We start from the raw sequence: 24,777 nt of genomic DNA, 5'->3' as shown, positions 1-24,777 counted from the left end.
TCCACCAGAAAACCCTGCCCTAGAAAAGGGCAGGGCTCGAAAAAATAAGTTTTTTAGTTTTTGTCAAAGTCATCTGGTACATTTGAGAATCTTCCACGATTCTCACTAGAAGTATTGCTGTCTTCAGCTGGGGTATTACCTATTTCCTGACCTGGAGTCCAGTTTATCTGGCTTTGAACACCATTATCAGTAACCTGAGCATTAAAAAGGCTCTGGAACTGGCTCTGGTCTTCACTAGGCTGTTCCTGTGAAGGATTCTGATCATGAGGTTTTTCTTCTTCCTTCTTGCCTCTTATAGGAACATTTTCTCCTACAATAGCTGACTCTGGACGAGTTGCATATAGTCTCTTGGCCTTAGCTGATTCTTTTTCTTCTTCTGTAGGTTCAGGAATGTTCTCAGCCTCTCTATAGATCTTCATAAATTCCTTACCAGTAATTGTCTCTTTTTCAATAAGGAACTGCGCAATCTTGTCCATAGTATCAAGATGGCCGCTGATGATCTCCTTGGCTCTCTCATAGCACTGAGCAATAAGCTTCTTGACCTCTTCATCAATCTGAGTTGCTGTCTCATCACTACACTGAAGGACTCTGTTTCCGTCAAGGTATCTGTTCTGGATTGACTCAAGCTGCATAAGACCAAATCTATCACTCATACCGTATAAAGTGATCATACTTCTTGCAATTGAAGTTGCCTGCTCTATATCCTGGGCTGCGCCTGTTGTTACAGTATTGAAGATTGTCTCCTCAGCTGCGCGTCCGCCCATTAGCTCAGTAAGCTCATCAAGAAGTTCTTCCTTGGTCTTAAGATGATTCTCGTCCTCAGGGACGTTGAGCACGTATCCAAGAGATCCCATTGTTCTTGGAACAATTGTGATTTTCTGAACTGGCTCTGTATTTGAAAGAACTGCGCTGACAAGTGCATGTCCAACCTCGTGGTAAGATACGAGCTTACGCTCTTCCTTGCTGAGGATTGAATCCTTTTTCTCTTTTCCGGCAATAACCTGCTCGAAGGCCTCCATAAGGTCCTTCTGGCAAACGAACTCTCTGCCTTCCTTAACTGCGATGATAGCAGCCTCGTTTATCATGTTGGCAAGGTCTGAACCAACGGTTCCACCTGTGGCCAGGGCGATTTCCTTAAGATTTACAGTTTCATCCATCTTGACATCCTTGGAATGAACCTTGAGAATCTCTTCACGTCCCTTTAAGTCAGGCTTGTCCACAATGATTCTTCTATCGAAACGGCCTGGACGAAGGAGAGCCTTATCAAGTATCTCTGGTCTGTTAGTTGCTCCCAGAATAAGAACACCCTTAGAAGAATCGAAACCATCCATCTCTGAAAGGAGCTGGTTAAGGGTCTGCTCTCTCTCCTCATTGCCACCGCCATACTTGTTATCACGGCTACGACCTATCGCATCAATCTCATCTATGAAAATGATACATGGTGCATTCTTGCTGGCTTCGCTAAAGAGGTCTCGAACTCGGCTGGCACCAACACCAACATAAAGCTCGATGAAATCAGAACCTGCAAGGGAATAAAATGGAACATGAGCTTCACCTGCAACTGCCTTGGCAAGAAGTGTCTTACCTGTTCCTGGAGGGCCTACAAGAAGGGCTCCCTTAGGGAGCTTGGCACCAATCTTGGCATATTTGGCAGGATTATGAAGGAAGTCAACGACTTCTACTAAAGACTCTTTAGCCTCATCCTCACCTGCAACGTCCTTGAAGGTAACTCCTGTTTCCTTCTGAACATATACCTTGGCATTGCTCTTGCCTACGCTAAGAGGACCGCCGCCTCTGCCCATTTTCTTAAAGATCATGGAAAGAATGAACCACATGAGTAGAATTGGTGCAATGTAATAAAGAATAAATGTAAGAACAACACCTGAATTATCAGGAACTTCGCTCTTAACATCAACTCCAGCATCGAGCATTCTCTTGGTCAGTTCGGAATCCTCTTCTGCCTTACCTGTATAATATGTGATCTGATTGCCACCGCCAAAAGCTCCTACAAAGCTAGGCTGTGAATGTTCCTCATCTTCCTCAGATACAGGAATTATCACTATTCTGTCATCCTCTATCACAACGCTCTTAACTTCGCCGTTTTCAACCATTGCGATAAATTCAGAATAAGTCTTCTCCTGAGTTGTATTTTCTGAGAAAGCTCTTAGAAAGTATGTCATACAGATCATGGTAACAAGAGCTGCTACTAACAGAAGAATTATGTTCTGTTTTCTAGGTGAATTTGATCCATCACCCAGTGGATTATTATTTCTCTGATTTTGATTATTATCCATACCTTTTTTCCATTTCTTACATTATAATTAATAATGTTATGATAATTGATCCTTTTAGTCAAACGCCTATTACTATTTAAACAGTTAAACACAGTAGTTTGATGCATCTTTATTTTTATTTTGTATGATTATATAGCGTACAATTTATTTTTTCAAGTTAATGTTCCTAAAAGTTTTTTAAAATTAATTTCAATATTACCTAGATTTTCTTTCGGTTAGTATATATAATAAGACGTTGTTTTTAAGAGCTTATTTTTCTTACAATTTCATTTTACTTTCACAAATTTAGTCTCGTCATAAGATCAGGAGGAAATCAGAATAATGGCAGTTAAGTACATTTTTGTTACAGGCGGTGTTGTATCCGGTCTAGGAAAGGGAATCACAGCGGCTTCACTAGGAAGACTACTTAAGGCTCGTGGCTACAAGGTTACGATGCAGAAGTTCGACCCCTATATTAACATTGACCCCGGAACTATGAACCCTGTTCAGCACGGTGAGGTATTCGTGACTGAAGATGGTACTGAAACTGACCTCGACCTTGGTCACTACGAAAGATTTATTGACGAGAATCTAGATAAAAATTCAAATGTTACAACCGGTAAGATTTACTGGTCTGTTCTTCAGAAGGAGCGTCGCGGCGACTATGGCGGACGCACCGTACAAGTTATCCCCCATATTACTAATGAAATAAAGAGCAAATTCTACAGAAACTTTACTGATGATGAGACACGTATTGCAATCATCGAAGTTGGTGGTACTGTGGGTGATATCGAATCACAGCCTTTCCTTGAGGCTATCAGACAGTTCCAGCATGAGGTTGGCCATGAAAATGCCATGCTCATCCTTGTATCTCTTATCCCCTATCTTCGTTGTTCACAGGAAATCAAGACCAAGCCTACTCAGTCTGCAGTTAAGACTATGCAGGGAATGGGACTTCAGCCTGATGTTATCGTATGCCGTACAGAAATAAAGCTTGATCAGGAGACTAAGGACAAGATAGCTCTTTTCTGTAATGTGCCTAGCAGTCATGTTCTCAACAACCTTGATCTTGAGTACCTCTATGAGGCTCCTCTTGCAATGGAAAAAGAGCATTTGGCTCAGGTAGCCTGTGAGTGTCTGAATCTTGATTGTCCAGAGCCGGATCTTGGAGACTGGAAGGAAATGGTCAACACTCTCTACTCTCTTAAGCATGAAGTTAAGGTTGCACTTGTTGGAAAATATACACAGCTTCACGATGCTTACATTTCTGTTGTTGAAGCCCTCAAGCACGGTGGTATTTCTAATCACACTGCTGTTTCAATCAAGTGGGTTGATTCAGAAGAAGTTACTGAGGAAAATGCAGAGTCCTTCTTTAAAGATGTAGATGGTATCATTGTTCCTGGCGGTTTTGGTGACCGTGGTATAGAAGGTATGATCACTTCTATCAAGTATGCAAGAGAGAACAATGTTCCTTTCCTTGGCCTTTGCCTTGGAATGCAGCTTGCCATTATTGAATTTGCCAGAAATGTTATAGGTTATAATGATGCTCACTCAATCGAGTTTGATCCTAATACTACTCATCCTATGATAGCTCTTTTACCAGATCAGAATGGTGTTGAGGACATTGGCGGAACACTTCGTCTTGGTTCTTACCCTTGTGTTCTTGATAAAGATTCCAAGGCTTATGAGTTGTTTGGTACAGAGAATATCACAGAGCGTCATCGTCATAGATACGAGGTCAACAATGATTACAGAGCAGTGCTTGTTTCTAACGGCATGAAGCTTTGTGGCCTTTCACCAGATGGCAGAATTGTTGAGATGATCGAGCTTCCATCTAATTCTTTCCATATGGCTACTCAGGCTCACCCAGAGCTTAAGTCTCGTCCTAACAGACCTCATCCATTATTCTCCGGATTTATCGGAGCATCACTTGAGCATGAAAAGAATCGCTGATAATTTAAAGGGAGCAGCTAAAAGCCGCTCCCTTTTTGAATACCACGCTTTATTTAGTTGTTCCTATTTTGGAGAGTTCAGTCCTCTTCTTCCTCTTTTCTTTTGCCGATAAGAAGGAGCGTTGCTGATGCTGCCGCTGCTGCAAGGATTACAAGAAGTCTTGCTGGAAGGTTTGTGCTATCTTCTGTTCTAGCTCTTCTTGCTCCAAGTACCGCCTGACCACTATCTCTACGTGCTCCAAGAACTGCTTCGCCTGCTGGTGCTATTGCTGCTGGAGCAGGTGCTGGTGCAGGTGTTGGTGCTGTAGGTGTTGGATCATCAGGGATTGGTGTAGGTGTTGGGTCTGGAGTTGGATCAGGTGTTGGTCCTGGCTGTGTTCCCTGGATAATAAGTCTGCCAAGTTTGTAGTTTACCTTGAACTGCTTAGTCACATCTACTCCATCCTTGCTGATCACTGGATTTCCAATATGTGTGAAGTCATAAGTTCCAACCTCTGTACCTTCTGCAGAAATTATTACTCCATCTATTGTGTATGTGACACCGTCGATGTCAAAAGTAATGTCTTCTGCTGCAGAAGCCTTGAGTGTGAACATGTTTGACAGTGCATCCCAGATCCAATCGAGAATGGTTGTGTTCTCATCAGGATTGATAGAATATCCACTTACGTATCTGTGGAGATTTCCGTCATAGTCGATAATGATGTCATCATTTGCGATTGTGATCTCATATGGATTTGTTCTGTCTTTAATTGTAAGCGTTCCAGGCTGAAGAGTTATTGTGTAGTTATCTGTAGTAATTTCTCCATCGCTTGTTATCAAGACTGAGCCTTCTTTGATATTCACTATCTGGCTTCCTGGAAGTGTTCTCTTATTGTTCTCAAGTTCTGCTGTAAGGGTCTGACCTTCTACCAGGTCGTCTCCACTTATGGTGTAGTCAGTTACTTCTACTTCTGTTCCATCATATTCATGGTCTTCGCTGCTGCCTGCAGTTACAGTTATTATTCTAGGAGTGATCATTACTGTTGCACTTGCAGTTGCCATCTCATAATTGTCATTTTCAGCCTTTACAAAGATGGTGATAGCTTCTTCAGTAACATTTGTATACTCATATTCACTAAGATCTGTTACGAAGTTTTCATTATCAAGGCTGAAATAGAGTGTTGTTCCTTCCTCTTCTGTGACAGTTACTGTGATTGTATGTGGCTGACCATCGTACTTGCCGTTGTAGTTTTCAGCTGTAAGTCCAAGCTTGTCAGCTGGGGCTTTAGTAATTTCAAAGTCACCAGGAATGTATTCTACGTTGTAGTTGCCCTGCTTGACATCGCCAGATGGGATAAGGTCTCCTTCGTAATATCCTACATCTTCTGCTGGTCCTTCTTCTGTTCCAGTACCCTTTCTTGTTACTTCATAAGTTATTTCGTCGCCGTCCTTAATACCTGTTACTGTTGCAGTAAACTTTGCAGGATCTGGGTCTCCATATACTTTAGAAGCATTATCTGCTTTAACTGTAACTGTAAGAGGCTTGATTGTAACTGTTGCTACATCAGTTGCTGTCTCATAATTTGGATTTTCAGCTTTGATATAAGTTGTAATGCTTCCACTTGGCTCATCTGTTGTAATGTTCTTATACTTAGGTGCTTCTGTTGACCATGTAATGTTATCTTCACTGAAGTAGATTGTTGTACCTTCCACTACGCTTGCTGTTGCCTTTACTGAATGTGATTCTCCATCGTAGTAGTTTTCATAAGATATTCCTGTTACCGAGAGAGTTGCTGCCTTTGTTATTGAGAAGTCTGCCTTTATATAAGTCACTTTGTAATTGCCCTGGATTTCTTCTCCATATGGCTCGATAACTCCTATGTAGGTTCCAACTTCCTCGTCATCACCGTTTCTTCTAAGCTGATATTCAACAGTATCTTCGCCAAGTAGCTGGTTTTCTCCTGTTACAGCTTCGAATTCAGGATCATCTGCTCCGTATATCTTGCTAGCGTTCTTGGCAGTTACTGTTACTGGTCTGTAGTCGATAGTTACTGTAGCTTCTGCAAATGTATCATCATAATTTGGATTGCTTCCCTTTACATATACTGTAGCAGGGTTATCAACATTTACATTTGTGAAGGTTGGAAGTTCATCGCTCCACTGCTGGTCTTCACTTGTCCTGTACTGGAAGGTTGTTCCTTCTGCTCCGCCAGATACTGTGATTGAATGTGCCGCTGCATCATATATTCCACTGTATGGAGCTGCTGTTATTATGTTTGTTCCTGCCTTCTTAATTTCAAAGTTGCCAGGTTTATAAGTTACTGTGTAGTTGCCCTGTGCTTCCTCGCCAGAAGCTACGATTGCATTTGGATATGTTCCAACAGCTTCGTCTGTTCCCTTTCCTGGTCTGTTAAGGTCGTATTCGATCTCAGCGTTATCGATAACTCCGCTGACACTTGCTGTAAACTGTGGATCATTAGTACCAAATACCTTTGATGCATCATTTGCTTTTACTTCTACAGGTCTTGGTTTAATCTTTACAGTTGCCTGTGTAGTTACTGTCTCGTAATAAGGATTTTCTACCTTAACGTATACTGTTACCAGACCTTCACTTACATCCTTGACACCAATATTTGCTGTACTCCAATTTTGGTTGTCGCGGCTGTAGTAGATTATTGAATCTTCTTCTACACTTGGATGTACTGTGATGTAGTGATATTCTGCATCATATGTGCCTTCATAGCTGTCAGCCGTCACATCCATTGCTGTTCTTTCCCATACTGCGAACATTGCCTGGTATGGTTTATCTTCATCTGCTGCCACCTGAGCTACTGCATCTCCAGTAAATTCGTTGTTCTGATAATATTTGCCATCTTCTTCGTTGTAGAAGAATTCAGCTGTCAGGTCTGTCTTTTGCCAATTTCCAGAGTCTCCCATGAAGTCTTTTGCTTCCTGGAAGCTTTCGCCCATGTCTACTCTTCTCCAACCAACGAACTTATATCCTGTCCTGGTCTGTGCACCAGCCATATTAACTGCTTCGTTAATTTTAAGTGTACTAGCCAGGTAATCAGTAGCGTTATCAATGCGGAAAGCATATGATCCGTCATTCATAAACCAAGGAATAAATGTTGGAGTCGCTGTCTCTTTTTCCTTGAAGCTAGGACGAAGCTGGATTGTGTAGCTGGCTTCTTCTATTTCTCCTTGTTCGTTTTCTTTAATAACAACTATGTGGGCATTTGCTGCGAGGATCTTGTATTCCTGTCCTGGATAAATCGGTGTTGAATCTGCGTCTTCATATGCTGTTCCATTCCACGTCTGCATTACCCAGTGATCAAATACATATCCTTCTGGTGCTGTGATTGCTGGAACTGCAATCGCATTTGCATTATCTACATATTCGTTATTGTCTACTGGTGTTCCTGTTCCAGGAGTTTCAATAGCTGGATCTTTCAATGTGTACTGAACCTTGATTCCATCTGCTCCATTCAGGATTTTTCTCCACTTAGCATAAAGGTTAAGTTCCTTGGTTATCCAGAATCTGTCCAAATCCTTGTTATAAGTTGCACCGTTACCATATTTGTTCGTGTCATCTGTCATGTGGGTTGTTTTGTCGTAATCTGTGGTAACAGTTGTTTCATTGAGAACATATGCACTTGAATTGAATACTCTGGTAAATCCTTCATCGAAGTACCATCCAACGAACAAGTAATCATCTCTTGTTCCTGTTGGTGTACTTACCTTTCCGCCGTAAGCAACACGGAAGTTCATTGCCTGTTCTTCAGATCCCCATTCAAGAGAAGTATCGCTCTCATCTACGTTTGGATGAAGGAATACACGATATTCTACCTGTCTCCACTTCGCATAAACTATGATTCCTCCAACTGGCATCTTGCCAGTAAATGAATACTCAGTTGTACATGTAGAATCTGTATACCATCCCTCAAATACGAATCCTTTTCTTCCACCCTGTAATTCAGGTTTATAATTCTTTACCTCGTCTGGTATTGCAGTTCCCTGATCTATAGGATCACTACTCTTTATGTTAAACTGGTCATTACCTTCTATGAGGTTTCCGTTACCATCTACATACTTGCCATCCATGAACTGTACTGGGTAAGACAAACGCTTATACAGATAGTTGATATGATAGATAGTAGGATTGTTGGTTGACCATCTGCTACTATTAGTCCAGTCTTCGTTGCGTCTTGTGTAATACTCATAACCTGTGTACTGAGGTGCATTCTGTTGATTAACGTCTGTGTTACTGGATCTTGGAGTAACTATGTGATCTTCGTAATATGTAACACCTTCATAAGTGTGTGTAGGCTTTCCTGTATAGTCTTCTCCAGGCACTGCCTCATACCAGATGTGGTAATTCCAGTTGTTGTAGGTCTGGAATCTTACGATCAGGAAGTTACCATCTGCATCATTTGTGGCGCCAAGGATCTTTTCATCAAGAATTGTGATATTACCCTTGATTGTTCCGTCACCGCCAGAAGAAGGATTAGGCTTAAGACCTGTTCCATTCATCATTACGAAACTTACTGGGGAGTTATTTCCTACTCCGGTTATCTGACTATACTGTGGCCATCTTCCTTCGATATTCTCTCCGTAATATGCATGAAGTATAAAATAATGACCTTCATATCCATCTATATTTTCTACGTTATCAGCTCCATAGGTCTGAGTAGGGTGGCTAGTATCACTTGTATGCCAGCTTACAATACCCCATGTATTCTGACCTGCTGCAGAATTGTTAGCATATGAGAACTCGTCCTTGTCAACTCTGCCTTCTCTTACTGTTCTGTGTCTGTAGTAATAGAATTTAAGATCATATTCTATTCTGTCAAAATAGATGTTAAGAACTGAATTACCTTCTGGAACTATCTTTACATCTGCTATAGAAGTCCTTACATTGAATCCTTTATAATGTTTTTCAACATTTTTGTTATTGCCGATCTTTACATAGCCTTCGTCACCATTAGCCACGATTTCGTAAGGAATGTTTTCTCCAACTACTCCATCATTCTGAATGTAGGCTTCTTTAAGATCATATCCATCTCTATCTATATTCTGGGTCCAAAGGATTACTGTATATGCAGCTGTTTCATTTGGTGTCCATTTAGCATAGATAGTTGTATTTTTCTCAAGCTCCTGTCCGAATACGAAAGGCTCGTCCCTGAGAACTATTTCTTTTTCTTGCGCTTCGCCTTCCTGAGGTTCCGCCTCTGGGTCTGTTTCAGCATCTTCTACTGCTTCAAACCATCCGCTAAAGGTGTATCCAAACCTTGTCATTTCTGAATCTTCACAAGGTCTTGCTGTTACATTTCCTGTCTTAACGAACTGAGGAGCATTGTACTTACCGCCTTTTCCGTTCTCATTAAATACAAGCCAGTGTCCTCTTGGTGCATTTACAGAGAATACTACGTCACCAACTATTGTGATATTATCCTCATTTTCGAAGATATCATCATCGTTATAAGTATAAACTTCACCTTCTTTTTCAACGATGTTATTCTTACCCTCTTTTACTGTCCATCCCATGAAGTTGCACTCATCAGATGTAGGAGTGTAAGCCATGTTGACTTCATATTCCTGTTTGAGGTCATCTCCTGTAGCGTCTGCTTTAAACTCAACCTGCTTCTGTCCAAGTGATGCACCATTTTCATCAAGGTAAGTTACAATATACATTTTTGAGAATACTGCGTAATAATTTACATTAGTTCCTTCTACTATTCCAGCCTCAAGAATATTTACTATATCCTCTCTTACCTGCTGGATTGTCATGGCCTCTGCATTAACATCATAATCCTCATTTTCTGACCATCCCTTGAAGTTAATGCCTTCTGCCTGTGTTCCTACGCCCGGATCATAGATAACTGTTTCCATGTCATCATCTTTCTTGACATACATGGAAGCTATCTCTTCTTCGCCATTCATGAAGTGAACTAATAATCTTGCATCAGCGCCTTCACTTACAACTACATAAATTGAAAAACTATCTGTAAGGATTTCTGCTGTGATTCCCTTTACTTCACTATCTACTACATCAGCGTTTCCTGCGTCATCAATATGTACAACACTTGTGTCGTCAGGATTTTCAATTGCTGTTGTTGTAAGCTTAACCTTGATCTGCTTGGCTGGCTGAATCTCTTCGCCATTGTATCTGAAAGTAATATCAACCGCCTTTGCTTCTTTTACTGTTCCATCAACTGCGTCTGCTGCCTTTTCCAGAACATTCAGATCATTTACTTCAGAAACTTCCAATACTGTGCCCTTAGGGAAAGCGCCTTCTTCTGCTTCTACATATACGCTCACACCGCCGGCATAGCCATTAAATCTCTGAGCTGGCATCTCTATTTCTACTTCAGCTTTTTTGAAATTAGCTGTAAAAGTAATGTCTTCAACTACACTTGAGGGAATATACTCTGCGCTTTCAGAAACCACTTCTCCGTCAGCATCTTTCCAGCTTACAAATACGAATCCATCATCAGCTACTGCTGTTGAGCCTTCTATCTTAGGCTCTTCTTCATCAGCATTTAACTTCTCTTCTGACTTTGTTACTGATCCACCTTCTGTAGCCACGTACTTAATTGTTATGAAGTTTTCCTTTTCTTCTTTATCTTCTGAAGAAGCCTCTGTTGCTGCATCGTCTTCTGATGAGGCTTCTGCTGCAGCGTCTTCCTTGGATGAACTTTCGCTAGCCGCATCTTCTTTTTCTTTGTCAAAAGAACTTTCGGTTGCAGCTGCCTCTTTGGGCTCCTCAGGTATTACTACATCTGTAGATTCAGCATCTGGAGTTGCAGGCTCTACTGCTGGGGGATTTGGATTTTCTGCCGGAGGATTCTGTGCAGGCTCTTCAGCTGGATTCTGCTGATCTGCATTCTGCTTAGGTTCCTCAACGGGGTTCTGTCCAGGTTCTTCAGACGGAGGTGTGATTTCCTGACCACCTTCTTCCTGGTATTCACCGCCATTATTCTCTGGCTGAGCCTCTTCTCCACCGCTCTCCTGCTGTGGCGCTTCTTCTGCTGGCTGCTCTACTGTTTCTTCTGGAGCATCGTCAGCAAATACTCTTACACTTGCTAAATCACTATTAAAGGTAGTTGCTACAAGTGCAAATGCTAATATGAATGCTAAAACTCGATTCCATTTTCTTAACATAAGCATTTCCTCCCTCATAAGATTTGCTTTTGTCTTTTGTTTCTTACCTACTTATTTATACGAATATCACTGAGTGATAGAAATATGATTAGCTTGAGGCTTTAAACCCCTCATCCTCTGATTGAGAGCTTACTGCTTCATCAATCAGATTGATCATCTCCAATAGGCTTCTGAAATATTGAATCCTGTTTTCATCAGCATAGGTTATTCGGCCTTGCCATGTTCCGTTTTCATTTCCTAGGATCTTTACTACGAATGTACCTTTTTTCATAGGCTATTCCTCGCTGTTAGCAATAAACTACGTGTTATTATGATGTTTCATGGTCTTATTTTAGAAATTTTGCAATCATAAAAACTATCATGATGCGTCAGAAAATTGATGAGTTATGATTAAAATTGTCTGAATATTGTGAATGAAAAATAAAGAAATCGATTAAGAAAAATAGATTTTGAACAACAAAATAAGGGTAGATTCCCGTAGGAATCTACCCTATATTGTGTTTATATTTAGTTTATAAGCTTTCTAAACTATTAAAGCTGAGGACCAGCTGATACAAGTGCCTTACCTGCATCATTTCCTGTGTACTTAACAAAGTTCTTCTGGAATCTAGCTGCAAGGTCCTTGGCCTTCTCTTCCCACTCAGATGCATTTGCATATGTATCTCTAGGATCAAGAATTGTAGGATCAACTCCTGGAAGAGATGTAGGAACTTCGAAATCGAAGTAAGGAATCTTCTTTGTTTCAGCCTTAAGAACATCTCCGTTAAGGATAGCATCGATGATACCACGTGTATCCTTGATAGAAATTCTCTTACCTGTTCCGTTCCAACCTGTGTTTACAAGGTAAGCCTTAGCTCCTGACTTCTGCATCTTCTTAACAAGCTCCTGAGCATACTTTGTAGGATGAAGCTCAAGGAATGCCTGACCGAAGCAAGCTGAGAATGTAGGTGTAGGCTCTGTGATTCCTCTCTCTGTTCCAGCAAGCTTAGCTGTGAATCCTGAAAGGAAGTAGTACTGTGTCTGCTCTGGTGTAAGGATTGATACTGGAGGAAGTACTCCGAATGCATCAGCTGAAAGGAAGATTACGTTATCAGCGTCAGGACCAGCAGAAACCTTATTTACCTTCTGAGCGATCTTGTCGATGAACTCGATAGGATATGAAACACGAGTATTCTCTGTTACGCTCTTATCATCAAAATCGATCTTGCCGTTAGCATCTACTGTTACGTTCTCAAGAAGAGCATTTCTCTTGATTGCGTTGTAGATATCTGGCTCAGACTCTTTATCAAGGCCGATAACCTTAGCGTAGCAACCACCTTCAAGGTTGAATACACCGTTGTCATCCCAACCGTGCTCGTCATCACCGATAAGAAGTCTCTTAGGATCTGTTGAAAGAGTTGTCTTACCTGTTCCTGAAAGACCAAAGAAGATAGCTGTGTGCTTACCTTCCATATCTGTATTAGCTGAGCAGTGCATAGAAGCCATGCCCTGAAGAGGGAGGAAGTAGTTCTGCATTGAGAAAAGACCCTTCTTCATCTCTCCGCCGTACCAAGTGTTAAGGATTACCTGCTCCTTGCTTGTTACGTTGAAAAGAACTGCTGTCTCAGAATTAAGTCCGAGCTCTTTATAGTTCTCAACCTTAGCCTTAGAAGCGTTGTAAACAACGAAATCAGGCTTGAAGTTTGCCTGCTCTTCTTCTGTAGGACGGATGAACATATTCTTTACAAAGTGTGCCTGCCAAGCTACTTCCATGATGAAACGTACTGAAAGACGTGTATCAGCATTAGCTCCGCAGAAACCATCGATTACATAAAGCTTCTTGTTTGAAAGCTCTTCAACAGCAAGCTTCTTACAAGCGTCCCAAGCAGCCTGTGATGCTCTGTGGTTATCGTTAGGATATTCCTCAGATGTCCACCATACTGTGTCCTTAGACTTCTCATCCTCAACGATGAACTTGTCTTTAGGTGAACGGCCTGTGTAAATACCAGTCATAACGTTGACTGCTCCAAGCTCTGTCTCTACACCCTTGTCATAACCTGTAAGACTTGGATCCATCTCATCTTTGAAAAGCTGCTCGTATGAAGGATTGTAAACAACTTCTTTTACACCTGTGATGCCATACTGGCTTAAATCGATATTTGCCATTTTGTGACCTCTCTTCTTTTAATATTTTTGTTACGAAAAACCTGAAAGCACCGTCCTAGCCGGTCTGACCGAATTGATGTCAATTTGTATGCAATATTCAGATAATTCGCAGATACACTATGAAATTCATGGGCAACTTGCGCCCACTACTACATTTATACTACAAAGTCTATCTTTTAACAATGTTTTTGGGGCATTTTTCTATAAAATTACTGTAAATATTATCATAAAAAATATTAGCTTTTACTAACAGTTTCCCCTGTCTCAATCTCGAAACATCTTACGCTATGAGGCTTGAGCACAACTTCCTTTTTATCCTTTAATGTATACCTGCTGCCTTCCCATATGTCTACTGCAGGAAACTCTTTCTCTGTATCGATTCCGATTTCCTTAAATTTGATCTTGGCCTTGTTCTCTTTTTCTCCAATATTAAACACTGCTACATAGACCTTTCCATCCTTGGTCTGGCTCTTCCAGATGACCATATCATCTTTCCTTAAGACTTCTCTGGCCTTTCTGCCATGCTTGTGCATATTAAGGAGTTTTTTATTGGTCAAAAGAGATAATGTAAACTCATCATTGTCTCTCATCTCTGCACCAATCATCAGAGGAGATCTGAAGATGCACCACAAAGTCATCATTATCTTCTGCTCATCCTCAGTAAAATTGGTGTAATGGCCTTTGTTTGCCCTTTCTGGATCATCAGATAACTTTTTATCTGTATTATCCCCGTTTTCCTGGCATACGCACAGATGTCCGATTGGAAGCATGTCGCAATCTGGCCAGTGGTCCTTGCATCCAATGCCTTCCCAAGCCTTACATCTTTCAAACATGCCATAGAGAAGCTTCCACTTATCCCAGAAATCATCTGTCATTCGCCATAAATTTGCATTTTCCAGCAGGAAATCCTTCTGCTCGACTCTGGCTGGTCCTGGAGAAAGTGAAAGAACTATGTCTCGACCGCTGTTTTCAATAGCTTTTTTGATCATAGCAATCTCAGAAAAAGCTGCTCCGGGCGCTTCCGGTCCGCAGTCTTCCCTTGCTATATCGTCTACCTTGACATAATCAACGCCCCAATCAGCGTACATCTTAAATATAGAATTATAATATTCCTGCGCACCCTCACAGTTTGCATCAACGCCGTACATATCTGTATTCCACAAACATATAGAAGCCGGATGTGCAATATCTCTTGCAGTCCTGTTAGTTCCAAGAAGTGGTGTATTTCTGTGAACGGCCTGTCTTGGAACACCTCTCATTATATGAATACCAAACTTAAGTCCCATATCGTGGATTTTCTGGGCAATTGGTGCAAAACCTTTTCCGCCCTCAGATGATGGGAATCTGTCAATTGCAGGGATCAGTCTTGAATACTCATCCATTTCAAGTTCTGTAAACTTGTGATATTCGTGGGAATCTGCCCCCTTCTCATACCACTGTATGTCACAAACCACATACTCCCATCCGTATTCCTTGAGGTTTTCTGCCATATATTCAGCATTCCCCAAAAGCTGCTCCTCGTTTACTGCTGCCCCATAACAATCCCAGCTATTCCAGCCCATAGGCGGACGCTTGGCAACATACTTTTTTTCTTCCATGCTTTACCTCCAGTTTGCCTTACTTCTAGCGTATATAATAATTTTCTATATCATTTTTCTGATTCTAACAAAGCCTGGTAGATTTCTCTTTTTCCTACACCCCTGTCTGCTGCTACCTTTTTCATAGCTTCCTTGTGAGAGATACCTTGTTCTTCATAATATTTCATGTGGTCTTCGATAGTCATCTCATTCCAGGACTGCCTTTTTTCTTCATCCTGCTCCTGCAAACTTTTCCCTTCGATTACCATTACATATTCGCCACGGGGCTCATTCTTCTGATAAAAAGAAATAGCTTCTTCGATAGTTGTAGGAACTACCTCCTCAAACTTTTTAGTAAGCTCCCTGCATATTGAAATACGGCGGTTTCCAAGGGTTTCATAAAGGTCATCAAGCGCGGTCTTAAGATGATGAGGCGCTTCATAAACTATTATTGTTCTGCTCTCATCCTTGAGATCTTCCAGAATTCTCTTTCTTGCCTTCTTATCATCTAATGATGGCAAAAAACCTTCAAAGCAAAAACGTCTTGTTGGAAGCCCTGAAAGTGTAAGGGCTGTAATACATGCAGCAGGTCCTGGAAGTGAAGTTACAGTTATTCCGGCCTTATGGCATTCTGCAACCAGTACTTCTCCAGGATCAGAAATGGCCGGGGTTCCAGCGTCTGTTATAAGTGCTATATTAAGTCCCTCCTGCATTTTGCCAATCAGGTACTGCGCCTTGTCGTATTTATTATATTCGTGATAGCTAGTCATTTCTGTGTGTATATCGAAATGATTCAAGAGTTTTATGCTGTTTCTTGTATCTTCAGCAGCTATCAGATCAACAGACTTTAAAGTCTCAAGAACTCTAAAGGTCATATCATCCAGATTGCCAATGGGAGTGGCGCATAAATATAATTTTCCTGCCATATATAATCTTCTTTCTTTTCCTCAATGATCACAACAATGATCAAATACACTTCAATATCTTTTATTCATCGGCATATCTGCATTTGCCTGCGCAATCATGTCTTTTAGTACCCATAAATATCATATATTTCTCTGGTGTACTTGCCCTGTTCCTCATAGATTATAAGCGGACTCTCTACAGTAATCCTGGATTTCCCTCCACGAGCTCCCTCTATAAGGACCATGCTTGGCTCTTTATCCACAAAAGGATATACTAGCCGCATCCTCTTAGGCTCCACTTTGTACTGGTGCATGAGCACCATTATCTCCGTAAGTCTAAAGGGTCTGTGAACCATATAAAATTTGCCACCTGACTTAAGCAGTCTTGCTGCTGTCCTTATAACATCCTCCAGGTCGCACATTATTTCATGCCTTGCAATTGCCTTAGGCGCATCTGGATTCTGAAGTCCATGGCTTCCCTTCATGTAAGGTGGATTACTTGTAACAACATCAAAAGAGGCAGCCTCAAAGATTTGATCTGCCTCCTTAATGTCACCTTGTACAATTTTTACTCTGGTCTCAAGGTCATTAAGGATCACACTCCTATTTGCCATTTCCGCGGATGTCTCCTGGATTTCAAGACCAATTAGCTCTCTGGCACTGGTCTTGGCAGCCATGAGTATTGGAATTATTCCAGTCCCTGTTCCCAGGTCTAAAACTCTCCCTCCCTCTGGAGCATCAGCAAAACCAGACAAAAGAACTGCATCCATTCCAAAACAGAATTTCTCCGGATCCTGTATGATCCTGTAGCCATTTCTCTGTAGATCATCCAACCTCTCGCCAGGCTTTAGATCAATTGTCCCCAAGTTTTGACTTTCCTTCCTGTTTCTCAATCTTCTCAAGAGCCTCAAGTTCTTTCATCTCTTCGTCTTCCTGAGAGTTCTTTTTGCCATTGTTATTCTTTTTCTTTTGTTTCTTCTTTATAAATTCAAGTTCCTCGAGTTTATACTCATGAACTTCCTTCTCATCGTCAACATCAACAAGAATCTTTACCATCTGCCTCAAAATATTAACGCTTGAAACCTCACCCTCAAGTCCGTCCTTGGCTCTGCAGAAATCACCAACTCCAGGCATCTTTCTGTTGAGTTCTTCATATACGTCCTCTTCATTCTTGAGACAACACATCAGTCTTCCACAAACACCTGAAATCTTGGTTGGATTCAGTGAAAGACTCTGTTCTTTTGCCATTTTGATAGAAACTGGCACAAAATCTGAAAGATATGAATGACAGCAAAGTGGTCTTCCGCAAATACCATAACCACCGATAATCTTGGTCTCATCGCGGACACCAATCTGTCTAAGCTCAATCCTGGTCTTAAAAACAGCTGCTAAATCTTTTACCAGTTCTCTGAAGTCAATTCTGCCGTCAGCAGTAAAATAAAATAAAATCTTATTATTATCAAAGGTATACTCAGCATCTATAAGTTTCATCTCAAGATTATGTTTTCTAATCTTCTCAAGACAAATCTTAAATGCCTCTTTTTCTTTTTCCCTGTTGGTTCTCTCCTGCTCGTCATCCTTGGTACTTGCAGTTCTAAGTACTGTCTTAAGGGGCTTGATGACCTCTTCGTCTTCAACTTCTCTAGGGGCTGCAACTACTGTTCCGTACTCCACTCCCCTTGCGGTTTCTACGATAACGTGATCACCCTTTTTAATCTCATATTTACCTGGTGAAAAGAAATATATCTTTCCGGCTGTTCTAAATCTTACGCCGATAACTTTTGTCATAAATTCTCCTTAATGCCAAGGAGCATCAGCTCCAGAGCTAAATCTATATTAACATTGGAGTTTATACGGTTTCTGGCAATCTCCATGTCATTAATAATACGATTAATTCCATCGTATGTACACTTCTGTGTAACATCTCTAATATACGATAATTTATCCGAGAAAATCAAGTGTTCCACTTCATCAGTCGCCTTGAAAACCAGCATGTCCCTAAATAGAAACAGAAGAACATCCATAAAATCTTCAAGGGCATGCATATCTATTCCTTTTTTGGCACTTTTCTCATTCTCCTCGGATGATGCCAGAAGCTCATGTACCCTATCCATCATGTCATGGATTTCCAGGTTTTGAAGCTTTGATACAAGCTCAATTGTGCCATTTTTCAATTCATCAAAGCTGCTATTAGAAGCAAGCGCAAGTGCTTTGCCCACATTTCCTCTTGCAAAAGAAGCGCACAACATTGCTTTATAATCCACTACATGGCACTCCTCCATCAGATATTTCTTAATTGAATCATCCTGCACTGGTTTCATCGGAAGCACTATGCACCTACTTGTGATCGTAGGTAGAAATGCATTAATATTATTCGTAAGGATAATAATTACTATATAAGCCGGTGGCTCCTCAAGGGTTTTTAAAAGCGCATTTTGCGCAGCCGGTGTCATCTTTTCCCCTTCTGGGATGATATAAATCTTATAATTGCTCTCATAAGGTCTTATGACAACATCGTCCCTAAGTTTTTCCCTAATGTCGTCTACACCAATGCTACCCGGCTTCTCATGCGTAATTGTTATGATATCAGGGTGATTATCACTTAAAGCCTGAACGCATGAATGACATTCGTTACAGGCTTCTTCGTATCCATTCTTATTCTCTTTGTGTTCGCACTGCAATGCCTTGGCAAAAATCTTGGCAATATACTCTTTTCCTGATCCGTTCTCTCCGGAAATAATATATGCGTGGGAAACCTTGCCAGTTCTAAGCGCATTCTGCATGTGCTCTTTCATCTGTTTCTGATCTATGATGTCGGCAAAATCTGCCATTTCCTGTCCCCTTATCTATCCCCACTCAAAACATTTACGTAAATATATCAAGCAATAAGCCTTGTATCTGTCCAATCTTGGCTAATATTGCTATGTTGTCCTTTTCATCCTTGACCAGCTCTCTGGCAAGTTCATCAAGTTCGTCATCAACCTGCCTGATTATGCCATATACTCTATGCCTTCCCTTCCTATCAAGGAAGTTCTCTCTGGAAAAAACGTGGGATCTGGTCACTACTTCATTCATAAAGTCCTTGATCAGGATTCTGTATCTCTGCATGTCCCTGATATCATTCTTTTTGGAAATGCGCTCTCCCTGTTGAACAATATCCTGCATCATCAGATTCAGGCGCTCTGCAAGAGAAGCATCTTCAAGTTTACTGGTAAGAACAAACTTAAAATCGCCAGTTGCCTCCTGAACCTGCTCCGGTGCTGGTGCCTGTGGTGTCTGAGAGATATTACTAATTTTAATATCCATACTGCACCCTCCTGAACTATCCACTCATGAAATCTGCAAAACAGTACTAATAATATAATTATCGTTCCAAAACACTAATTTACTTTACACCTATATCATTATATCGTGAAATAAGGCTTATAATCAAAAGTTCTCTTTTATATATTCCTTTATCTCTGCAATACAAATATCTATTGTATTGTTATTATCAAATCTTCTAACTATGCCTGCGCAGGCAATCTTTTCCTCACTGAAGTCATCTTCATCTGCAAGAAATCGTCTGCACATTTCGTCATACTTGGGATTTTCCTGTTTGTCCTCTCTATCAAGAGCTCTATGCAGTCTTATCTTCGTGCTGACTTCAATAAGAATTGGCTCAACATTTTGAGAACCAAAATAATCTCTAAATGAGCAATAAGATTCCAGCGTTCCAATCACCAGATAATTACCTTTACTAAGATCTATCTGCCCATCGTCAGCTGTAAAATATCTCCATTCCCCGTATTTTGTGTGATATGTTCTTTCTTCTATTATCTTTTTTAAAGCTCCAAGCTGAATGTACTCATCTTCGCTCTTAAAGAAATACTGAACTCCGTCAGTTTCTCCGTCTCTCATAGGACGCGTGGTGTATGGCACTACCTTTTTTAATCCCAGTTCCTCATCCTGAATAAGGTTCTTGTATATACTATCCTTACCAGATGTACTCTTTCCCATCAAAAGAAATATTTTCCCCATTTTACTACCATTCTCTCTTTTTAATAATATAGTCTGCTATCACTTACCCCTAGTAATAGCAGACTAGTAGTTACTGTTTACATGCCTGTAGCTTGTTTCAGTAGCTAATATATTCGTATCTTTAAATTTCTTCTACTCGGATCATATTGGTTCTTCCTGGAATACCAAGAGGAACGCCTGCTGTAAGAACAACTTTATCTCCAGCCTTGAGATAACCTGCATTCTTGGCTGCATTTATTGCCTCTTTGAAGAGTTCATCCGCAGTATCTTCCTGTCTTATATGAAGTGGTGCTACACCCCACATAAGATTAGCCTGTCTGCACACTGTAGGATTTATAGTACATGCAATAATCTGGCAATTTGGCTTATATCTTGAAACCATGCTTGCTGTGAATCCTGACATTGTAACTGTAAGAATTGCATCAGCATTAACTTCTGCTGCGATATTACAAGTAGCATGTGAAATTGCAGTTGTAGAATCACTTGGCGCGTAATCTCTTTTACGAAGTCTTCCTACATAATCAATATCGGCCTCTGTTCTCTCTGCGATTCTAGCCATAGTCTTAACAGCTTCAATAGGATAATCTCCATTAGCTGTCTCTCCGGAAAGCATTATAGCTGTTGTACCATCATAAATAGCATTAGCTACGTCAGTAACCTCGGCCCTAGTTGGACGTGGATGATGAATCATTGAATCAAGCATCTGAGTAGCTGTGATAACATACTTGCCCTCTGCTTCTGCCATCTTAATCATTTCTTTCTGAATGACTGGAACATCCTCAAAAGGAACCTCTACTCCCATATCGCCTCTGGCTACCATGATACCATCAGCCACCTTAAGAATTGACTTAAGGTTGTTGATACCCTGAGTACTCTCAATCTTAGCAATAATCTTCATCTGGCTATTCTTGGCCTTTAAGATCTCTCTTATTGCCTCAACATCATCCTTGGTTCTTACAAAAGAAGCTGCTACAAAATCAAATCCCTGGTCACAGCCAAATTCGATATCACTTCTATCCTGTTCACTAAGGTAAGGCATAGTAAGCTCAGCGCCTGGAACATTTACGCCTTTCTTATCTGAAATAGGACCACCATTAACTACTGTACAAACAATATCTGTATCACTGACTTCTTCTACTCTAAGCTCGATAAGACCATCGTCAAGAAGAATTGTCATTCCCTCTTTGCAGTCGTTTGTGAGTTCCTTGTAAGTAATTGCTACTTCATCTTTTGTTCCCATGATATCGCGAGAAGTAAGAGTGAATCTCTGGCCTGTAACAAGCTCTTCCTTGCCATTCTCAAAATCTTTTAATCTGATCTCTGGTCCCTTTGTATCAAGCATAACAGCAATAGGAAGCTCTAATTCGTCTCTGAGCTTCTTGATCCTATCATACTTTCTCTTGTGCTCTTCATGTGACCCATGAGAAAAATTGAAACGCGCTACGTTCATACCAGCAAGCATGATCTCTCTTAGTTTCTCTTCACTCTCACTAGCTGGTCCTATAGTACAAATTATTTTTGTTTTACGCATAAAACTCCCTTTCTAATTATATCCTGTGATTCCATATCATTATCCCCAATACAAACTATCCCCTGCACATTCATACAATTATCCAAATAATGACATACCTCGTCTATTATTGCCCTGTTAAATATCTCCCCTGGCGCAATAAGTGGTATACCCGGCGGATATAAATTAATAAATTCCGCAGAAACTCTGCCTTCAGCCTCTTGCAACTCTACTACTTCGCTGTCAGCATCCCATGCATTCCTTATGCTCATAAAAGCATCCGGAAGCTCGTATATCTTCTCGCTAGAAGACACACCATTATGTTCATCGCTTGAATTATTATGTGAATCTTCAAGAGTACCTATAGACTGTTGTAGCTTATTATCTATCTCCAGAATAGCTCTAATAAGCCTATCAACCCCATTATCCGTATCCCAACCAGAAATGATTGCCAAAGCATATCTATCTCCTGCCATCTCTAATTGTAGATGATATTCTTTTCGAAGTATATCATATAAATCCTGACCTGTCATTGTACCAATATTGACATAAATCAGTACTTTTGCGGCATCTTCTATTGCATTTTTTCCCGGAACAATTATATACCTGCAATTATGTGTAGCAGTTTGTATTTTATTTCGGAGTTGTAAAAGCCTATTAACAAAGCTCTTACCATTATCCGTAATTTCCTTCACGCATAAATCTATAGATGACATCAGCACATATGATGGACTACTACTCTGATAAATCCTAAGAAATCTCTTTAGCCTATTTCTATCTACCAGATTACCCTGCACATGTAAAAGAGCAGTCTGAGTCATTGAAGGTAATGTCTTATGAACACTATGAATTACCAGATCTGCTCCCTGTGCAACTGCACTTTCTGGAATGTCATCATATAAATTATTAGTATAATCAATAGCGCTAGCAGTATCCTGAGTAACCATACTGTCATCTAAGACTTTCTTGTCTGCTCTATTATTTAGAACAAAGTGTGCCCCATGAGCTGCATCGACAATAAGTGGTATTCCTCTACTATGACACACCTTGGCAATTTCTCTTATTTCTGAACATTTTCCTTCATATGTAGGAGATGTAATAAATACGCACTTTATGCCAGCTTCAAGATTATCTTCAATCTCTTTTGCCGTATATCCTGTAGGTATCCCATAATTCTGATCAAGCTTATAGGGAAGATACTTTATTTTTAAATTTCTCATGTAAACAGCATGATAAAAAGACTTATGACTCCCTCTTGCAGCTAACACTGTATCACCTTCGCCTGCCGCAGCAGAAATGGCTGAAAGAACTCCACATGTACTGCCATTAACAAGAAAGAATGTCTCTTCGCTTCCATATAATCTGTTGGCTCTCTTCTCTGCCTCTAAAATGATTCCACTGGCATCATGAAGATTGTCATAATCATCAATTTCTGTTATATCACAACGAAAAGCACCCTTCATCGGGGTGCTCTCTAAATTGCGCTTATGACCTGGCATATGAAATGGATACATATCTGAATCTGCCAGTTTACATAGTTCCTGGTATAAATCAGGCATAATTTACTAAAATCTTTCCCTTTCTCAATTTGAGAGTCTCTAATGTAGATGAATACTTGTCCGCAATACAAACAATCCAAGCCTCTCTACATCTAGGCGGATTAATAGTTAGTGGCCACATGTGCTTTCTGATTATATCTTTCTCTCTCTCAGATAAGACAAAATCTCTCGTAGCATTTCTTAATGCTATTCCTGGATGGTAGAATCCATGTAGTTTAGGATGAATATTTCCAGGCGCCTCGGAATTGTGCCAATCATACAGAAAATAATCATGCAATAGAGCACCTCTTACAAGTTCTCGCTCCTTACAATGCACTCCCAAAACCCTTCCTAACTTGATTGCACATAACGCTACATGTAAACAATGCTCATAAACTGTCACATTTCCATGCTGAATAAAACTTTTTAGTTTAATATACTCTTCTGATTGGAGAATATCCTGTCCATGCTTCCTGATAATAGACTTATACTCCTCGTTAGCCTCTAACTCATCTAAGACCTCAGGATTAAATGTATCTGGATCGTAATGTTTTATATCCAATACCTTTTTAATGGCATTTCTATCTTCCGCTTCTAATCTATACATATACTTCCCTCACAAGCATCTTCCTTGATTGTTATATATTAACATAATTATGTGAGAAATAAATAAAAAACAAGAAAAAATAGGATTAACTCATATAGAATTTGCGATTTTATTTCAAAAAATGGAATGATCATTGAATTTTAGACATAAAAAAGATGCCTAGAGTCGGAATCGAACCAACGACACGAGGATTTTCAGTCCTCTGCTCTACCAACTGAGCTATCTAGGCATAGTAGCGGGGACAGGATTTGAACCTATGACCTTCGGGTTATGAGCCCGACGAGCTTCCAGACTGCTCCACCCCGCGTCATTATAAATCCGTACCTCGTACGAATTATATGATTTTCTGTCTATAAGACAAAAAAATAAATGGATGGCGGTGGATTCGAACCACCGAAGCAATTTGCAGCAGATTTACAGTCTGTCCCCTTTGGCCACTCGGGAAGCCATCCATATAAAAGCCGATGAGCGGACTCGAACCGTTAACCTGCTGATTACAAATCAGCTGCTCTGCCAATTGAGCCACATCGGCTTACACACGAATTGTGTTCGTTGTATAGTGGGGCCTACAGGGCTCGAACCTGTGACCCTCTGCTTGTAAGGCAGATGCTCTCCCAGCTGAGCTAAGACCCCATACAAACATATAAGCCAAACTATATTTAGTTTGAACGACCCGAAGGGGGTTCGAACCCCTGACCTCCGCCGTGACAGGGCGGCGCTCTAACCAGCTGAGCCACCGGGCCATTTGTGAAGTATTTGTACCTTCAAAACCGAACACTGATAATCTAAATCCTTTTTTCAATCGTTCCTAACCTTCTTGGATAAGCCCTCGACCTATTAGTACACATCAGCTGAACACGTTACCGTGCTTACACCTTGTGCCTATCTAACCTCATACTCTCTAAGGGGTCTTACTGGACAAGCCAGGGATATCTCATCTTGAGGGGGGCTTCACGCTTAGATGCCTTCAGCGTTTATCCCTTCCGGACGTGGCTACCCAGCCTTATGCATCTGGCGATGCAGCTGATACACCAGCGGTCCGTCCATCCCGGTCCTCTCGTACTAAGGACAGCTCCTCTCAGATATCCTACGCCCGCGCCGGATAGGGAC

15 protein-coding genes, 6 tRNA genes and 1 rRNA gene are annotated in these 24,777 nt (G+C 40.8%); 1 reads left to right on the top strand and 21 read right to left on the bottom strand.

Annotation, left to right across the window (positions count from 1 at the left end; genetic code table 11):
• Window positions 1-53 precede the first annotated feature (53 nt).
• Complete coding sequence (gene ftsH / locus G631_RS0115035) at window positions 54-2,294, bottom strand: ATP-dependent zinc metalloprotease FtsH (RefSeq protein ID WP_026490146.1); 2,241 nt, start codon at window positions 2,292-2,294, stop codon at window positions 54-56.
• Between the two features lie 321 nt (window positions 2,295-2,615).
• On the opposite strand from ftsH, the gene G631_RS0115030 reads away from it, so the two are divergent.
• A complete protein-coding gene (locus tag G631_RS0115030) occupies window positions 2,616-4,226 on the top strand; it encodes a CTP synthase (RefSeq protein ID WP_026490145.1) in 1,611 nt (536 codons plus the stop codon).
• A gap of 77 nt (window positions 4,227-4,303) precedes the next feature.
• Here the strand turns inward: G631_RS0115030 and G631_RS0115025 are convergent, their stop codons facing one another.
• The 20 genes from G631_RS0115025 to G631_RS0114930 form a co-directional block, all read right to left on the bottom strand.
• A complete protein-coding gene (locus G631_RS0115025; protein WP_196803885.1) occupies window positions 4,304-11,365 on the bottom strand; it encodes an MBG domain-containing protein in 7,062 nt (2,353 codons plus the stop codon).
• Window positions 11,366-11,453: 88 nt separating this feature from the next.
• Window positions 11,454-11,636 carry a hypothetical protein gene (locus tag G631_RS0115020; RefSeq protein ID WP_026490143.1) on the bottom strand — a complete coding sequence of 61 codons (183 nt, stop codon included), beginning with the start codon at window positions 11,634-11,636 and terminating at the stop codon, window positions 11,454-11,456.
• Window positions 11,637-11,896: 260 nt separating this feature from the next.
• Window positions 11,897-13,510 (bottom strand): phosphoenolpyruvate carboxykinase (ATP), encoded by a 1,614-nt coding sequence (gene pckA, locus G631_RS0115015; RefSeq protein WP_026490142.1) that lies wholly within the window; start codon window positions 13,508-13,510, stop codon window positions 11,897-11,899.
• A gap of 236 nt (window positions 13,511-13,746) precedes the next feature.
• Complete coding sequence (locus G631_RS0115010; RefSeq protein ID WP_026490141.1) at window positions 13,747-15,108, bottom strand: alpha-galactosidase; 1,362 nt, start codon at window positions 15,106-15,108, stop codon at window positions 13,747-13,749.
• 50 nt (window positions 15,109-15,158) lie between these two features.
• Window positions 15,159-16,013, bottom strand: coding sequence for a 16S rRNA (cytidine(1402)-2'-O)-methyltransferase (rsmI, locus tag G631_RS0115005; protein WP_026490140.1), 855 nt, complete (start codon window positions 16,011-16,013; stop codon window positions 15,159-15,161).
• 104 nt (window positions 16,014-16,117) lie between these two features.
• Window positions 16,118-16,762 (bottom strand): tRNA1(Val) (adenine(37)-N6)-methyltransferase, encoded by a 645-nt coding sequence (locus tag G631_RS0115000; RefSeq protein WP_442855814.1) that lies wholly within the window; start codon window positions 16,760-16,762, stop codon window positions 16,118-16,120.
• Between the two features lie 82 nt (window positions 16,763-16,844).
• Entirely contained in the window at window positions 16,845-17,780 is a 936-nt protein-coding gene (locus G631_RS0114995; protein ID WP_026490138.1) for a PSP1 domain-containing protein, read from the bottom strand.
• Window positions 17,777-18,823, bottom strand: a complete 1,047-nt coding sequence (gene holB, locus G631_RS0114990; RefSeq protein ID WP_026490137.1) for a DNA polymerase III subunit delta' — start codon at window positions 18,821-18,823, stop codon at window positions 17,777-17,779. The genes G631_RS0114995 and holB overlap by 4 nt, the downstream gene beginning before the upstream one ends.
• Before the next feature lie 34 nt (window positions 18,824-18,857).
• Complete coding sequence (locus tag G631_RS0114985) at window positions 18,858-19,298, bottom strand: YaaR family protein (protein ID WP_026490136.1); 441 nt, start codon at window positions 19,296-19,298, stop codon at window positions 18,858-18,860.
• A 123-nt stretch (window positions 19,299-19,421) separates the two neighbouring features.
• Entirely contained in the window at window positions 19,422-20,012 is a 591-nt protein-coding gene (locus tag G631_RS0114980; RefSeq protein ID WP_026490135.1) for a guanylate kinase, read from the bottom strand.
• A 121-nt stretch (window positions 20,013-20,133) separates the two neighbouring features.
• Complete coding sequence (gene pyk / locus G631_RS0114975) at window positions 20,134-21,543, bottom strand: pyruvate kinase (protein WP_026490134.1); 1,410 nt, start codon at window positions 21,541-21,543, stop codon at window positions 20,134-20,136.
• A complete protein-coding gene (locus G631_RS19420; protein ID WP_081671377.1) occupies window positions 21,525-23,081 on the bottom strand; it encodes an aminotransferase class I/II-fold pyridoxal phosphate-dependent enzyme in 1,557 nt (518 codons plus the stop codon). Before G631_RS19420 ends, pyk begins: the two co-directional genes overlap by 19 nt.
• Complete coding sequence (locus G631_RS19415; RefSeq protein WP_026490133.1) at window positions 23,074-23,667, bottom strand: HD domain-containing protein; 594 nt, start codon at window positions 23,665-23,667, stop codon at window positions 23,074-23,076. Before G631_RS19415 ends, G631_RS19420 begins: the two co-directional genes overlap by 8 nt.
• Window positions 23,668-23,823: 156 nt before the next feature.
• A tRNA-Phe gene (locus tag G631_RS0114960) sits at window positions 23,824-23,896 on the bottom strand.
• A gap of 4 nt (window positions 23,897-23,900) precedes the next feature.
• Window positions 23,901-23,974, bottom strand: a tRNA-Met gene (locus G631_RS0114955).
• A 63-nt stretch (window positions 23,975-24,037) separates the two neighbouring features.
• A tRNA-Tyr gene (locus G631_RS0114950) sits at window positions 24,038-24,119 on the bottom strand.
• Window positions 24,120-24,126: 7 nt separating this feature from the next.
• Window positions 24,127-24,199: transfer RNA gene (locus G631_RS0114945), tRNA-Thr, on the bottom strand.
• Window positions 24,200-24,227: 28 nt separating this feature from the next.
• A tRNA-Val gene (locus G631_RS0114940) sits at window positions 24,228-24,300 on the bottom strand.
• Between the two features lie 36 nt (window positions 24,301-24,336).
• A tRNA-Asp gene (locus G631_RS0114935) sits at window positions 24,337-24,410 on the bottom strand.
• Window positions 24,411-24,484: 74 nt separating this feature from the next.
• A 23S ribosomal RNA gene (locus G631_RS0114930) occupies window positions 24,485-24,777 on the bottom strand; the annotation flags it as partial.

The organism is Butyrivibrio sp. XBB1001 (assembly GCF_000424505.1).
Classification (GTDB): Bacteria; Bacillota; Clostridia; order Lachnospirales; family Lachnospiraceae; genus Butyrivibrio.
Note: the sequence above shows the minus strand (reverse complement) of the source record. Positions and strands in the feature narration are given on the sequence as shown.

What these genes read in the sequence shown, in the direction of transcription:
- ftsH (WP_026490146.1), bottom strand. Translation starts at nt 2,294, where the DNA reads ATGGATAATAATCAAAATCAGAGAAATAATAATCCACTGGGTGATGGA.
- G631_RS0115030 (WP_026490145.1), top strand. Translation starts at nt 2,616, where the DNA reads ATGGCAGTTAAGTACATTTTTGTTACAGGCGGTGTTGTATCCGGTCTA.
- G631_RS0115025 (WP_196803885.1), bottom strand. Translation starts at nt 11,365, where the DNA reads ATGTTAAGAAAATGGAATCGAGTTTTAGCATTCATATTAGCATTTGCA.
- G631_RS0115020 (WP_026490143.1), bottom strand. Translation starts at nt 11,636, where the DNA reads ATGAAAAAAGGTACATTCGTAGTAAAGATCCTAGGAAATGAAAACGGA.
- pckA (WP_026490142.1), bottom strand. Translation starts at nt 13,510, where the DNA reads ATGGCAAATATCGATTTAAGCCAGTATGGCATCACAGGTGTAAAAGAA.
- G631_RS0115010 (WP_026490141.1), bottom strand. Translation starts at nt 15,108, where the DNA reads ATGGAAGAAAAAAAGTATGTTGCCAAGCGTCCGCCTATGGGCTGGAAT.
- rsmI (WP_026490140.1), bottom strand. Translation starts at nt 16,013, where the DNA reads ATGGCAGGAAAATTATATTTATGCGCCACTCCCATTGGCAATCTGGAT.
- G631_RS0115000 (WP_442855814.1), bottom strand. Translation starts at nt 16,762, where the DNA reads ATGGATGCAGTTCTTTTGTCTGGTTTTGCTGATGCTCCAGAGGGAGGG.
- G631_RS0114995 (WP_026490138.1), bottom strand. Translation starts at nt 17,780, where the DNA reads ATGACAAAAGTTATCGGCGTAAGATTTAGAACAGCCGGAAAGATATAT.
- holB (WP_026490137.1), bottom strand. Translation starts at nt 18,823, where the DNA reads ATGGCAGATTTTGCCGACATCATAGATCAGAAACAGATGAAAGAGCAC.
- G631_RS0114985 (WP_026490136.1), bottom strand. Translation starts at nt 19,298, where the DNA reads ATGGATATTAAAATTAGTAATATCTCTCAGACACCACAGGCACCAGCA.
- G631_RS0114980 (WP_026490135.1), bottom strand. Translation starts at nt 20,012, where the DNA reads ATGGGGAAAATATTTCTTTTGATGGGAAAGAGTACATCTGGTAAGGAT.
- pyk (WP_026490134.1), bottom strand. Translation starts at nt 21,543, where the DNA reads ATGCGTAAAACAAAAATAATTTGTACTATAGGACCAGCTAGTGAGAGT.
- G631_RS19420 (WP_081671377.1), bottom strand. Translation starts at nt 23,081, where the DNA reads ATGCCTGATTTATACCAGGAACTATGTAAACTGGCAGATTCAGATATG.
- G631_RS19415 (WP_026490133.1), bottom strand. Translation starts at nt 23,667, where the DNA reads ATGTATAGATTAGAAGCGGAAGATAGAAATGCCATTAAAAAGGTATTG.